This window comes from Streptomyces subrutilus, from assembly GCF_008704535.1.
GTDB lineage: Bacteria > Actinomycetota > Actinomycetes > Streptomycetales > Streptomycetaceae > Streptomyces > Streptomyces subrutilus.
Window position 1 is genome coordinate 5,855,657 of record NZ_CP023701.1, and the last position, 14,066, is coordinate 5,869,722.

Here is a 14,066-nt window from a genome sequence, read left to right on the forward strand (position 1 = left end):
GAGGTGATCCGAGCCATGACGACCGGCGGGCGACCCGCTGAACCCGAAGTGATCTGGGCCCGCCCGCAGCGGGCCGGCCGCGGACCCAGGCCCGCGCACAGCCGCGACTCCATCGCCGCCGAGGCGGTGCGGATCGCCGACGAGGAGGGGATCGAGGCGGTCTCCATGCGGCGGGTGGCCGCGGGGATCGGCGCCGGGACGATGTCCCTGTACAACTACGTGCCGCGCAAGGACGACCTGTACGAGCTGATGGTCGACGCGGTCAGCGGCGAGTACGCGCTGACCCCGCCGACCGGCGACTGGCGCGCGGACCTGCTGGCCCTGGCCCGCCGGACACGGGAGCTGATGCACCGCCACCCGTGGCTGCCGCGGCTCCTGAGCCCCGTGTACGGCTTCGGCCCCAACGCCCTGCGCTACCTGGAGCACAGCCTGGACTGCCTGGGACCGCTGGAGGCGCCGGCCGGGGAGAAGCTGGAGCTCGTCGCCGCGATCAACGGCACGGTGGCGACCTTCGTGGCCAGCGAGCTGGCCCTGGCCGAGAGGGTCCGGTCGCTGCCCTGGAGCGAGGCCGCGGAACAGGGCGTGCGGGCGGCCTGGATCGGCTCCCGGCTGGCCACGGGGAAGTACCCGCGGCTGGCGGCGGCCCTCGCGGCCGGATCGGGGGACGGCGAACCGGGCGCGGAGTCCGGGATCCCGCACGGTCCCGACCTCACGGCGCACTTCGACCGCACGGTCGGCCGCCTGCTGACGGCCTGGGAGCCGTAGTTCGGCGCGGCTACAGCAGGGCGAACTGGCCGCCCGGGCCCTCCTCCCGGTGGTCCAGCACCGAAGCGGGGCGCCGGGCCCGGCGCGGCGGCGGCAGCACGCCGGCCGCGCGCAGCTCGGCCGCCGCCAGAGCGGGACCCGGCTCGAACGCGGCCCGCTCCGGAGCCAGGGCGGCCAGCAGCGCCAGCGTCGTGACGAGCCCGAGCAGCTCCGAGGTCCAGGCCTGCGGCCACTCGGCGGGCCCCAGCGCCTCCAGCCCGTCGGCCGCCGGGTCGCGGTGCGCGGTCCGGGCGGCGAACCACGACTCCAGCACCCGCACGCCGCGGGCCTCGTACGCCCAGGCCCCGGCCGGGACGGGGGAGAGCGTGCCGCTGCCCAGGCCCAGCACCTCGTCCCCGGCGTCGTACGCGAGCCCCTGCGGCCAGCCCGCGACCGCGGAGCGGACGTACGGGCGCCGGCCGCCGGGCAGCCGGGGCGGTTCGCCGCCGCGCGCCCCGCGCAACTGCACGGCCAGCAGCCGGTGGCCCAGCTCCAGCCCGGCCCGCCAGCGCTCCGGGTCGGCGGCGAGCGGCACCTCGTACCCGCGCGGGCCGGGCCGGCCGGCGGCGAGGATCCAGCACAGCACGTCCTCGGTGCTGGCCCAGCCGCCGTAGCGCGCGCCCAGCAGGGGCAGCAGCCCGGGGGCGAGGTTCGGCTCGGCGCCGCCGGGGCGCCGGTGCAGCGGGCGGACCCGGCCCAGCCGCCCGGCCGGCAGGTGGGCGGTGACCAGCAGCTCCGGGGTTTCGACCGCGAACAGCTGCTGTCCGTCGAGCACCCGCCAGAGCTCCGGGCGGGCCGAGTCGATCAGCCGCTGGTCGGGCAGCAGCCACTGCTCGTCGAAGGGGGCGCGCAGCACTCGTACGGGCTCGGGGCACGGGCCGGGTGCGTCGGCGAAGCGGGCCGTGGCCGCCGAGCGCTGGCCCGGCAGCGCCGCCGCCCCGGCGGACGGCGTACGGCTGCGGCTCGGCCGGAACAGCCGCTCGCGTTCGGCCCCTTCGGCGTCGGCCAGCGCGGCCCAGCGGCTGCGCAGGGTCCCCGGGTCGGGGGAGGCCACCCAGTCCCGGCCGAGGCGCAGGCCGCCCACGGCCCACGGCATCAGATCGTCCAGCAGCGGTGCGTCGTCGCTCACGCCGCCGATGGTAGCGACGGCGCCCGGCGGCCGGGCCGCGTCCAGGCCGAAGGGCTACGCTCCTTGTGTACGCATTCGTACCGTATGCAGCGAGGAGACGTCGATGAGTCAGTACGACGAATACTCCACTCCGTCGCAGGCCGAGGGGGAGCGCCTGGACGAGGACATGAGCGAGGCGCAGCGCAGGGAGCGGCACCCCCAGACCACGCGCACCACGCCGTCGCAGGCGGAGGGCGAGCGCACCCCGGAGGACGACGAGCGGTAGCCCGCGACGGCGGCGGTGGCCGGTGGCGCGCGCCGCCGTCCGTGCGCGGTCGACCGTCAGGGCGCGTCGGCCGTCCGGACGCGCCGACCGTCAGGGCGCGTGGGCCGTCAGTGTGCGTCGACCGTCACGGTGAACGAGAAGCGGTCGCCGCGGTAGCGGATCCGGGCCACGTCGACCACCCGGCCGTCCTCGTCGTAGGTCACGCCCGTGTAGTGCAGGATCGGGCTCAGCAGCGGCACCTTGAGCAGCTCGGCCGTCTCCGGATCGGCGAGCCGGGCCTCGACCGTGTCCGTGATCCGGCTGATGCGCACGCCCGCGACGTCCCGCAGCACCTTGGTCATCGGCCAGCGTTCGAGGTCGGCGGCCTCCACCGACGCCGCGAACCTCGGCAGCACCGCGTTCTCCGCCCAGTTGGTCGGCTCGCCGCTCTCGCGGTCGTGGCGCAGCCGCCGGAAGGTGACCACCTCGGGCGTGTCCGGGAAGTGGGCCAGCAGCTCCCCGGACACGGCCGTGCGGCCGTGCCCGAGGACCGTCGTGCGGTCGCCCGACTGCTGGGCCACGATCGCGTCGACCGAGCCCAGCAGGCGCACCGGGGCGCCGCGCCGCGCGCCCGGCTCGATGAAGGTGCCGCGCCGCCGGTGCCGGCTGATCAGGCCCTCCCCCTCCAGCTCCTTGAGGGCCTGCCGCATGGTCAGCACGCTCACCCCGTAGTGCCCGGCGAGCTGCTCCTCGGTGGGCAGGCGCAGCGAGGCGTCGGGGGTGCGCCCGAGTATCGAGGCGCGCAGCGACTGTGACACCTGGTACCAGAGCGGGAGCTTCCGGTTCAGTACCAGGGAGTCCGGGGCGAAGGCGGTCACGGGTGTTTCTCCGTACGGCTGGACAGGGGCGGTGCGGCGGTGCGGCGAGCGTACGCAGTGCGGGTCAGGCGCGGAAGTGGCGCTGCAGACCCTGCCACACGTCGTCGTAACCGCGCTGGAGGTGTGCGGCGCCGGCCGCCTGGGCGGTCGCGGTGATCGGCCAGCGCGTCTCGAACATGAAGGCCAGCCCGTCGTCGATCTTCTGCGGCTTCAGTTCGGCCGCGCTCGCCCGGTCGAAGGTCTCCCGGTCGGGGCCGTGCGCGGACATCATGTTGTGCAGCGAGCCGCCGCCGGGGACGAAGCCCTCGGCCTTGGCGTCGTAGGCCCCCTCGATCAGGCCCATGTACTCGCTCATCACGTTGCGGTGGAAGTAGGGCGGGCGGAAGGTGTCCTCCCCGACCAGCCAGCGCGGGGCGAAGACCACGAAGTCCACGCCGGCCAGGCCCGGGGTGTCGGAGGGCGAGGTCAGGACGGTGAAGATGGACGGGTCGGGGTGGTCGTGGCTGATCGAGCCGAGCACGTTGAACCGGCGCAGGTCGTACACGTACGGGACGTGGGTGCCGTGCCAGGCGACCACGTCGAGGGGGGAGTGCCCGTAGGCCGCCGACCAGAGGTTGCCGCAGAACTTGTTGACGACCTCGGTGGGCCGGTCGAGCAGGTCGGGGTCCTCGAAGGCGGCCACGGGGGCCCGGAAGTCGCGCGCGGCGGCCAGGCCGTTGGCACCGATCGGGCCGAGGTCCGGGAGCTCGAAGGGGCGGCCGTAGTTCTCGCAGACGTACCCGCGGGCGTCCGCGTCGAGGAGCTCGACGCGCAGGCGCACCCCGCGCGGGACGAGGGCCACCTCGCCGGGGCGCACGGCGAGCAGGCCGAACTCGGTGCGCAGCAGCAGTCCGCCGCGCTCGGGGACGATCAGCAGTTCGCCGTCCGAGTCGCTGAACACCCGGTCGGTCATGGGGGCGTTGGCGGCGTAGAGGTGGATGGCCATGCCGGTGCGCTGGGCGGCGTCCCCGTTGCCGCCGAGGGTCCACAGGCCGGCCAGGAAGTCGGTGCCGGGAGCCGGGTCGGGCAGGGGGTTCCAGCGCAGCCGGTTCGGGTCGGCGGGGGCCTCGGTGAAGGGGCCGGTGCGCAGGGCGCCGTTGTCGACGCGGGTGAAGCGGGGGTGCGCGGCCGAGGGGCGGACGCGGTAGAGCCAGGAACGGCGGTTGCCGCGGCGCGGCTCGGTGAAGGCGGACCCGCTGAGCTGCTCGGCGTAGAGGCCCAGCGGGGCGCGCTGGGGCGAGTTCCGGCCGAGCGGCAGGGCCCCGGGAACGGCTTCCGAGCTGTGCTCGTTGCCGAACCCGCCGAGGTACTCCAGGGCCTCCGCCGTCTTCCTGGCCCGCTCGCTGCCGGACTGCTCGGTCATGTGCCGCTCCCGCTCCTTCGAAGGAATCCTATGGGTGACCTTAGGATTCCGGACCCCGTGCGTCAACGGCGGCTCCCGGCCACGCGCCGGGCCGGGGAGGCGCGGATCGCGGCACGGGCGGACGCGGATTCCCGCACGGGGGGATCCGAAAAGGTGAACATTGCTCTACTCTCACGCGCATGTCGTGGACCCGCAGGTTCCCTGCCGTGCCGGCGGCGCTCCTCGCCGCCCTCCTCTCCCTCCTGACCGTCCTCGCCGCCGCGCCCGCCGCCCGGGCGCACGAGGAGCGGCCCGTCACCCTCCCCGACGGCACCGGCTCCGTGCCCGCCTACCGGGCGGCGGAGCCCGACGTACTCGTCTGCAAGACCGACCGAGCCGCCTTCGAACGCCGGATATCCGCCTTCCCGGACGACCTCAGACAGCGCAACCTCGCCCTCTACGAACGCTGCGAGAAGAGCGGCTACCGCCACCTCCAGGAAGCCGTCGACGCGGTGGACCGGCCCGGCATGAACATCGCGATCCTCCCCGGCCTCTACGAGGAGGAGCCCTCCCTCCCGCAGCCGGCGGGCGAGTGCGCCGCGCTGAAGGCACCCCAGTCGTCGCTCGGCTACCAGATCCTCAGCTACGAGCAGCAGGTGCAGTGCCGCCACAACCAGAACCTCGTCGCGATCCTCGGCAAGACCGACCTCCAGATCGAAGGCACCGGCGCCTCGCGCCTGGACGTGGTCGTCGACGCCAAGTACCAGAAGCTCAACGCCATCCGCGCAGACCGGTCCAACGGCGTCTACTTCCGCAACTTCACCGCGCAGCGCACCACCTTCAACTCGCTGTACGTCCTCGCGGGCGACGGCTTCGTCATCGACGACGTGCTGACCCGCTGGAACGACGAGTACGGCTTCCTGACCTTCGCCAGCGACCACGGCCTCTACAAGAACTGCGAGTCGTACGGCAACGGCGACTCCGGCATCTACCCCGGCAGCGCCTCCAACATCAACGACGGCCGCGGCTACGACGTCCCCCGCTACTCCATCGAGATCACCGGCTGCCGCAGCCACCACAACATGGTCGGCTACTCCGGCACCGCCGGCGACTCGGTGTGGGTGCACGACAACGAGTTCGATCAGAACATGGGAGGCGCCTCGATGGACAGCGCCTTCCCCGGCCACCCCGGACTCCCGCAGAACCACGCCAAGTTCGAGCGCAACCTGATCCACGACAACAACCAGGACTACTACGGCAACGTCGCCGACGGCACCTGCGCCAAGCCGCCCGTCGAGCGCGGCTACGAACGGGGCGTCGTCTGCCCGCAGATCTCCATGCCGCCGGGCACCGGCATCATCACCGCCGGAGGCAACTGGAACCTCTACGAGGACAACTGGGTGTACGGCCACGAGCGCGCCGGCTTCTTCCTCTCGGCCGTGCCCGCCTTCATCCGGGGCGAGGAGGCGTGGTCGAAGCAGACGGACACCTCCCACCACAACCGGTACGCCGGCAACGTCATGGGCCGCGACAAGTCCGGCGCCGCCCGCCCCAACGGCATGGACGTGTGGTGGGACGGCCAGGGCCGCGGCAACTGCTGGCAGGACGGCCCCGCCGGCTCGACCCCGGGCGCGGTGCCGCAGTGCGGCGAACGCCGCGGCGCCGTCTCCGGAGCATCGGCCCGACTTGTCGGCGAACCCGTCAAGCTCGTCCAACTCCTCGTCTGCGCCGACTACAACGTCCAGGCGCGCAAGCTCCCGGCCGGCTGCGACTGGTACGGCGCCCGCGGGCTGGAGCGGGTCGAGACCCAGCTCGCGCTGGCCGTGGCGGCCGTGCTCCTCCTCGTCGGCGGCGTCCTGTGGCGCCGCCGGCTGCGCGGCTCCCGGCTGGGCACGGCCGCCTCGCTGCTGGGCCTGGCCGGGCTGGCCCTGGACGTGGCCGGCTCCACGACGGCATGGGTGTCCACGCCCGTCCCGGCCGTCGCGCTCCTCCTGCTCGGGCTGTGGTGGGCGGGCGCGGGGCTGGCGCTGCGGCCCACCCGCCCGTGGCTGGCCCGCCTGACCCTGCTGCTGGCCGGCCTCACCCTGCTCGACGCCTTCGACAAGGCGGTCCTGATGATCCCGTGGACCCCCCTGAGCCCCGCCTGGGTACGCGCCCTCGTCGCCGTGGTCTGGGTCCTGTGGGCGGTCGTCGCCTCGGCCCGCCCCGGCACCCCGGACGGCACCCCGGCGAACGACCGCACCCCGGCCCCGGCCGCCCCCGCGCCGACCCCGGCCCACCACGCCGCCCGACCCACCTCCGGAGACGAACGATGAACGCGGACGACACGGACGGCACGGGCGGGTCGGGTGGCGCGGACGGGTCGGGCGGGGCGCCCCGGGGCCGACGTGTGCCCCGGCCCGCTCGCCGGGCCGCCCGCACCACCGCGCTGCTCGCCCTCGCCCTGCTCCTCGCGGGCGGCGCGGCAGCGGGCTGCGGCGGGCGGGCCACCACCCACCACAAGCCCGGCACCACGCACGAGCAGGCATCGGGCAGCGCGGGCACCCTGCTCACCGCCGACGACGGGGCCGGCCACCGGCTCCGCGAGGTCCCGGCCGACGACGCGCCGAAGGTCCGGCTCGCCGCCCGCCCGGACTCCGAGGACGGCTGGAACCTCCAGCTGACCGTGGAGAACTTCCGCTTCACCCCCGACAGCACCGGCGGCGCCGCCCTCCTAGGCGCCGGCCACGCCCACCTGGAGCTGGACGGCCGCAAGGTCGCCCGGCTGTACGGCCCCTGGTACCACCTGCCCGCCGCGCAGGTCCCCGAGGGCACGCACACCCTGACCGTCCGCCTCTACGCCGACGACCACACCGCCTGGGCGGTGGCCGGCAAGCCGGTCGAGGCCACGGCCCCGCTCACCGCCGCCGGGGGAGTGCCCGGCGGCGGCCACGCCCACGACGCCACCCCGTCGCCACAGCTCCCGCCGCAGCCCTCCGAACAGGCCGCCGACCGCACCGTCACCGTCACCGTCCGGGACGGCAAGGTGAGCCCCGCCCCGGCCCGGACCGAGGTCAAGCGCGGCGAACGCGTCGCCCTCCGCGTCACCAGCGACCGCGGCGACACCCTGCACGTCCACGGCTACGACAAGGAACTCGTTCTGCCGGCAGGCCAGGAGGCCACCCTGGTCCTGACGGCCGACCGCACCGGCCTGTTCGAGGTGGAGACCCACGAGTCCGGCCTCGTGCTGACCCAACTCCTCGTCCGATGACCCGCCCCGACCTCGGCCCCCACCGCGACCCGGTCACCGGCCCGGGCCACGGCCCCGCCCGGGGCGTCGGCGCGGCGCCGCTGTCGGTGGGCCCGTGCTGAGCGGCCCGGGTGCCGGTGCCGGTGCCGGTGCCCGTGTGGGTGCGGGTGCCGGGCCCGGCGCGTGGGGCGGTGGCGGTGGCGGTGCGGAGAGCGGTGGTGGCCAGGGCGTGGTCCTTCACCCGGCCGATCCGCTCACCGCGCTCGCGCACGGGATCGGCTCCCAGCACGATCTGCCGATCTCCCCCTTCTACGCCTTCGCGGGTGCCTTCGCCGCGCTCTTCGTCTCCTTCCTCGCGCTCGGTCTGCTCTGGTCCACCTCCCGCTTCCGCGGGGACCGCTCGGGCCTCGCCCTGCCCGCCGCGGTCCAGCGGGTGGCCGACGCGCCGGCCACCCGCACCGCCCTGCGGGGAATCGGTCTCGCCGCCGCGCTCGCCGTGCTGTCGTACCTCCTCCTCGGTCCCGACGACCCCGCCCGGAACCCCGCACCCGGCGCCGTCTACGTCCTCCTCTGGGTGGGCCTCGTGCCCGCGTCCCTCCTCTTCGGCCCCGTCTGGCGCCTCCTCAACCCGATCCGCACCCTGCACCGCCTGCTCTCCCGCGCCCTGCGCCGGAAACCCGACCGCCCCCTTCCCGCCCTGCTCGGCCAATGGCCCGCGGCCGCGGGCCTCTTCGCCTTCACCTGGCTCGAACTCGCTTCTCCCGATCCCGCGTCCACCACCACCCTCCTCATCGCCCTCGCCACCCACACCACCGTCCAACTCACCCTCGCCGCCCGGTTCGGCGAGCGCTGGTTCGACGACGGAGACCCCTTCGAGGCCTACTCCGCCCTCCTCGCCCGGCTCTCCCCCCTCGGCCGTCGGAACGACGGCCGCCTCGTCCTGCGCAGCCCCTTCCACGGACTCGACGCGACGCCCGAGCGGCCCGGACTCGTCGCCATCGTCTGCGTCCTGCTCGGCTCCACCGCCTATGACGGCTTCTCCGACAACCCCGCGTGGATCAACGTCCTGCAGACCTCCCCCCTCGGCCGCACCCCCACGGCCACCCTCGGACTCCTCGGCTCCGTCTCCCTCGTCGCCGCCCTCTACTGCCTGTGCGCGGCGGCCACCCGGCTCGTCAGCGGCCCGCACCCCGGCCCGCTCACCGCCTTCGCGCACTCACTCGTACCGATCTCGCTCGGCTATCTGATCGCCCACTACTTCTCCCTCCTGGTAGTCGAAGGACCACGCACGGTAAGCATGGCACTGGGCACTGACAACGCCCCCGAACCCGCTCCACCCCTGGGCCCCGGCGGCCTCGCCGCCCTCCAAGTGATCGCCGTCATCACCGGGCACGTACTCGGCGTGGTCGCCGCGCACGACCGCTCCGTGCGCCTCTTCCCTCCCGCGAAGGCGGTGGCCGGTCAACTGCCGCTGCTGGCACTGATGATCACGTACACCCTCGGGGGGCTGACCCTCCTGCTGAACTGAGGCCCGCGCCGGACGGGCGGGACCCGGAGCGGCATGATGGACCCCGTGCCCCCTGCCCACCCCCTGCGCCGCACCCCCGTCCAGCAGCGCAGCGCCGACCGGCTCGCCCGGATCCTCGACGCCTGCGCCGAACTGCTCGACGAGACCGGTTACGAGAACCTCAGCACCCGCGCCGTGGCCCAGCGCGCCGGCGTGCCGATCGGGTCCGTCTACCGCTTCTTCGGCAACAAGCGGGCCCTGGCCATCGCCCTCGCCCAGCGCAACCTGGACCGCTACGCCACCGGCATCGCCCACCGCCTCGCCGGCCTGCCCGCCACACCGTGGTGGCCCGTGGTGGACGCCGTGCTGGACGAGTACCTGGCGATGAAGCGCAGCGTCCCCGGGTTCGCCCTGGTCGACTTCGGCGTACCCGCACCGCCGGCCGAGGGGCCCGAGGCGGACCCCAACCACGCGGTGGCCGTCCGCCTCACCGAACTGCTCGGCGCGCACCTGGGCCGTACCCCCGACACCGTCCTGCACCGGGCCGTCCTGGTCGCCGTCGAGGCCACCGACGCACTGATCCACCTGGCCTTCCGCACCGACCCGGCGGGCGACCCGGACATCGTCTCCGAAACCCGCGCGATGATGCACGCCTACCTGGCCCGCGTCCTCGACCGACCCGCACCGGACCCCGAAGCCAAAGCCGAAGCCAAAGCCGAAGCCGAAGCCGAAGCCGAAGCCGACCCCGAAGTCGAAGCCGAAGCCGACCCCGCCCCTGAACCTGAACTCGGCCCTGACCCGCCCGGCCTGACCCGCCCGGCCTGACCCGCCGGGCCTGACCCGCCCCGGCCGCCGGGCCTGACCCGCCCGCCCCGGCCGCCGACTCCGCCCTGACCGTCGAGCCCGCCCCGCCGCCGCTCCCGTCCCCGTGGCCCCACGGCCCCGTCGGCCCGCCGGGCCCCACCGGACCCGTGTGGCCCCTCCGTACGCGGCCGGTCCCCGCCGCCCCCTCCCCACCGTGCCTACCGGTCGGTATGCTCGATCGCCCGTGTGCCCCGTGCCCGCCCCGGCCGCCACCGCGGCCGGCAGCCCCCTGGAGCGCCCATGTCCCGCACCGCCCTGCGCATCTGCCCCCTCTGCGAGGCCACCTGCGGCCTCACCCTGACCATCGAGGGCTCGGCCGTCACCGGAGCCCGCGGAGACCGCGAGGACGTGTTCAGCCGCGGCTTCGTCTGCCCCAAGGGGGCGGCGTTCGGGGAGCTCGACGCCGACCCCGACCGCCTGCGCACACCCCTCGTCCGTCGCGACGGCCGGCTGCGGGAGGTCGGTTGGGAAGAGGCGTACGACGCCGTCGCGGCCGCCGTGCCCGCCTTGGTCCGGGAGCACGGGCCGCAGTCGGTCGGCGTCGTCCTGGGGAACCCGAACGTCCACACCATGGCCGGGGCCCTCTATCCGCCGCTCCTGCTCAAGGCGCTCGGCACCCGCAACCTCTTCACCGCCAGCACCCTCGACCAGATGCCCAAACACGTCTCCAGCGGGCTCCTGTTCGGCGACCCCTTCGCCATCCCGGTCCCCGACCTGGACCGCACCGACTTCCTGCTGCTCCTGGGCGCCAACCCGGTCGAGTCCAACGGCTCCCTGTGCACCGCACCCGACTTCCCCGGCCGGCTCAAGGCCCTGCGCGCCCGGGGCGGGACGCTGGTCGTCGTGGACCCGCGCCGCACCCGCACGGCCCGGCTCGCGGACCGCCACCTCGCACCCCGGCCCGGGAGCGACGCCCTGCTCCTCGCGGCGCTCGCGCACACCCTCCTCGAAGAGAAGCTCACCGCGCCCGACGCGTCCGGAGAACGGACCGAGGGGATCGGGGAACTCGAGGTCGCCCTCGGGAGTTTCACTCCCGAGGCCGTGGCACCCGCCTGCGACCTCACGGCAGCCGAGATCCGCACCCTCGCCCGCGAGCTCGCCGCCGCGCCCACCGCCGCCGTCTACGGGCGCATCGGCAGCTGCACCGTCGAGTACGGGACGGTGGCCAGCTGGCTCGTCGACGTACTGAACATCCTCACGGGCAACCTCGACCGGCCCGGCGGAGCCCTCTTCCCGCTCTCCGCGACCGCCGCCGCACCCCGGCCGGCCGGGCCCGGCAAGGGGTTCGCCCTGGGCCGCTGGTCGAGCCGGGTCGGCGGCCACCCCGAGGCCAAGGGCGAACTGCCCCTGACCGCGCTCGCGGAGGAGATCGAGACTCCCGGCGAGGGGCGGATCAGGGTGCTGCTCGCCATCGCGGCCAACCCCGTCCTGTCCGCGCCCGACGGCAACCGGCTCGACCGCGCGCTGTCCGGCCTCGACTTCATGGTCTCCGTCGACCCCTACCTGAACGAGACGTCACGCCACGCGCACGTGGTGCTGCCCCCGCCGCCACCCGCGCAGAGCGCGCACTTCGACTTCGCCTTCAACGGATTCGCCGTGCGCAACCAGGTCCGCTACTCGCCCGCGGCCGTTCCCCTGGAGGAAGGGCGCATGGACGAGTGCGAGATCCACGCGCGGCTGGTCCTCGCCGTCTCGGGCCTGCACGGAGCCCCGCCGGAGGCCGTGGACGACCGCGTCATCGCCGACACCCTCGCCCGGGCCGTCGCCGACCCCCGTTCGCCCCTCTTCGGCAGCGACCCCGCCGAGCGGGCCCGCACGCTGGCGGGGCGCGGCGGCCCCGAGCGCCGGCTCGACCTGATGCTCCGGCTCGGCCCCTACGGCCTGGGCCTCGACGACCTCCGGCGAGCCCCGCACGGCATCGACCTGGGCCCGCTGCGCCCCCGGCTCGCGGACGTACTGCGGACCCGCAGCGGCAGGATCGAGCTGCTGCCGGAGCCGATCGCGGCCGAGCTCCCCCGGCTGCGCGCGACGCTCGCCGACCGCCCCGCCGCCCTGGTGCTCGTGGGCCGCCGCCACCTGCGGTCCAACAACAGCTGGTTGCACAACGTCCCGGCCCTCACCGGAGGTTCCAACCGCTGCACGCTCCAGGTGCACCCGCGGGACGCGGACCGGCTGGGCCTCGCCGACGGCGCCCTCGCCCGGATCACCGCCGACGGCGGCAGCCTCGACGTGCCCGTCGAGGTCACCGACGCCGTCCGCACCGGGGTCGTCAGCCTCCCGCACGGATGGGGACACGACCGGGCCGGCACCCGGCTCTCGGTCGCCGCCGCCGCCCCCGGGGTCAACGTCAACCAGCTGCTCGACGGCAGCCGACTGGACCGGCTGTCAGGTACCGCGGTGCTCAACGGATTCCCCGTCCACCTCGCACCCCTGCCCTGAGCTGGGGTTTTGCTCGTATTGCTCACGCGTAGACGTCTTGTTGGCCCGAGGGTGCGCGCCTACGTTCCCACCATGCTGACCTTCCTCGGCTTCGCCATGATCGCGACCTTCCTGGTCCTGATCATGATGAAGAAAATGTCGCCCATCGCGGCGCTCGTCCTCATTCCCGCGCTGTTCTGCGTATTCGCCGGAAAGGGCGCGCACCTCGGCGACTACGTGATCGACGGCGTCGGCAAGCTCGCGCCGACCGCCGCCATGCTGATGTTCGCCATCGTCTACTTCGGCGTGATGATCGACGTCGGCCTCTTCGACCCGATCGTGCGGGGCATCCTGCGCTTCTGCAAGGCCGACCCGGTGCGGGTCGTCGTCGGCACCGCGGTCCTCGCCGCGATCGTCTCGCTCGACGGCGACGGCTCCACCACCTTCATGATCACGGTCTCGGCCATGTACCCCCTGTACAAGCGGCTCGGGCTGAGCCTGGTGGTCATGACGGGCGTCGCGGCCACGGCCAACGGCGTCATGAACACCCTTCCCTGGGGCGGCCCCACGGCCCGCGCCGCCACCGCCCTCAAGCTCGACGCCGGCGATGTGTTCGTGCCGATGATCCCGGCCCTCGCCGTGGGCCTGCTGTTCGTCTTCGTCCTCGCGTACGTCCTCGGCCTCAAGGAGCGCCGCCGGATCGGCCTGCTGGCCCTCCCGGGCGAGGAGGACACCGCGGACCGCGCCGCGGAGCACCTCGTTCCGGCCGGTGCCGGCACCGGCATCCGTACGGGCGGCGGTCCCGGTACGGGCGGCGGTCCCGGTACGGGTACGGGTGCGGGCGCGGGCGGCGGTGACGCCGACGGCGCCGACGGTGCCGGGGAGTCCGCCGCGTCCTCCGGCGCCGCCGGGACCACCGCCCCGAAGGACGGCCCGGGCGAGTCCCCGGAAGAGGGGTTCCAGGGCCTCGACCCGCACCGCGCCACCCTGCGGCCGCACCTCTACTGGTTCAACGCCGGCCTCACCGTCGCCCTCCTCACCTCGATGATCATGGAGCTGCTGCCCATCCCGGTGCTGTTCCTGCTGGGCGCCGCCCTCGCCCTCACCGTCAACTACCCCCACATGCCAGACCAGAAGGCCCGGATCGCCGCCCACGCCGACAACGTCCTGAACGTCGCGGGCATGGTCTTCGCCGCCGCCGTCTTCACCGGCGTCCTCACCGGCACCGGCATGGTCAAGAACATGGCCGACTGGCTCGTCGGCGCCATCCCCGAGGGCATGGGCCCGCACATGGCCCTGGTCACCGGTCTGCTGAGCCTGCCCCTGACCTACTTCATGTCGAACGACGGCTTCTACTTCGGCGTCCTGCCCGTCCTCGCCGAGGCCGGCGCCGCCCACGGCGTCTCCCCGCTCGAAATCGCCCGCGCCTCGCTCGTCGGCCAGGCCCTGCACATGTCCAGCCCGCTGGTTCCGGCCGTGTACGTCCTCGTCGGAATGGCGAAGGTGGAGTTCGGCGACCACACCCGCTTCACCGTGAAATGGGCGGCCCTGACCTCCCTGGTCGTGCTCGCGGCGGGCATGCTTTTCGGCATCATCTGATCCCGGTCACCCC

The 14,066-nt window shown here is 74.4% G+C and carries 10 protein-coding genes and 1 pseudogene; 8 read left to right on the plus strand and 3 right to left on the minus strand.

The window, feature by feature from the left end; translation table 11 throughout:
- Positions 1 to 15: 15 nt before the first annotated feature.
- Positions 16 to 765, plus strand: a complete 750-nt coding sequence (locus CP968_RS25950; protein WP_150520297.1) for a TetR/AcrR family transcriptional regulator — start codon at positions 16 to 18, stop codon at positions 763 to 765.
- Between the two features lie 10 nt (positions 766 to 775).
- Here CP968_RS25950 and CP968_RS25955 read toward each other — a convergent pair whose 3' ends face one another.
- On the minus strand, positions 776 to 1,900 hold the full coding sequence (locus CP968_RS25955) for a type ISP restriction/modification enzyme (RefSeq protein WP_167536948.1): 1,125 nt from the start codon (positions 1,898 to 1,900) through the stop codon (positions 776 to 778).
- Positions 1,901 to 2,036: 136 nt separating this feature from the next.
- Here CP968_RS25955 and CP968_RS34205 point away from each other — a divergent pair, with 136 nt between their 5' ends.
- Positions 2,037 to 2,198: a hypothetical protein gene (locus tag CP968_RS34205; protein WP_167536851.1), complete on the plus strand. Its 162-nt coding sequence runs from the start codon at positions 2,037 to 2,039 to the stop codon at positions 2,196 to 2,198.
- A gap of 107 nt (positions 2,199 to 2,305) precedes the next feature.
- Here CP968_RS34205 and CP968_RS25960 read toward each other — a convergent pair whose 3' ends face one another.
- Entirely contained in the window at positions 2,306 to 3,055 is a 750-nt protein-coding gene (locus CP968_RS25960) for a GntR family transcriptional regulator (protein ID WP_150520299.1), read from the minus strand.
- Positions 3,056 to 3,119: 64 nt separating this feature from the next.
- Positions 3,120 to 4,457: a homogentisate 1,2-dioxygenase gene (gene hmgA, locus CP968_RS25965; RefSeq protein WP_150520300.1), complete on the minus strand. Its 1,338-nt coding sequence runs from the start codon at positions 4,455 to 4,457 to the stop codon at positions 3,120 to 3,122.
- A gap of 179 nt (positions 4,458 to 4,636) precedes the next feature.
- On the opposite strand from hmgA, the gene CP968_RS25970 reads away from it, so the two are divergent.
- The 6 genes and pseudogenes from CP968_RS25970 (at position 4,637) to CP968_RS25995 (ending at position 14,053) form a co-directional block, all read left to right on the plus strand.
- Positions 4,637 to 6,751: a right-handed parallel beta-helix repeat-containing protein gene (locus tag CP968_RS25970; protein WP_150520301.1), complete on the plus strand. Its 2,115-nt coding sequence runs from the start codon at positions 4,637 to 4,639 to the stop codon at positions 6,749 to 6,751.
- Positions 6,748 to 7,686 carry a cupredoxin domain-containing protein gene (locus CP968_RS25975; RefSeq protein ID WP_229886785.1) on the plus strand — a complete coding sequence of 313 codons (939 nt, stop codon included), beginning with the start codon at positions 6,748 to 6,750 and terminating at the stop codon, positions 7,684 to 7,686. The genes CP968_RS25970 and CP968_RS25975 overlap by 4 nt, the downstream gene beginning before the upstream one ends.
- Positions 7,687 to 7,894: 208 nt before the next feature.
- Complete coding sequence (locus CP968_RS25980; RefSeq protein ID WP_150520302.1) at positions 7,895 to 9,193, plus strand: hypothetical protein; 1,299 nt, start codon at positions 7,895 to 7,897, stop codon at positions 9,191 to 9,193.
- Between the two features lie 36 nt (positions 9,194 to 9,229).
- Positions 9,230 to 9,847 (plus strand): annotated as a pseudogene (locus tag CP968_RS25985) (TetR/AcrR family transcriptional regulator); the annotation flags it as partial.
- 429 nt (positions 9,848 to 10,276) lie between these two features.
- Entirely contained in the window at positions 10,277 to 12,475 is a 2,199-nt protein-coding gene (locus CP968_RS25990; RefSeq protein ID WP_150520303.1) for a molybdopterin oxidoreductase family protein, read from the plus strand.
- Between the two features lie 72 nt (positions 12,476 to 12,547).
- Positions 12,548 to 14,053 carry a CitMHS family transporter gene (locus tag CP968_RS25995; protein WP_150520304.1) on the plus strand — a complete coding sequence of 502 codons (1,506 nt, stop codon included), beginning with the start codon at positions 12,548 to 12,550 and terminating at the stop codon, positions 14,051 to 14,053.
- Positions 14,054 to 14,066: the final 13 nt, after the last annotated feature.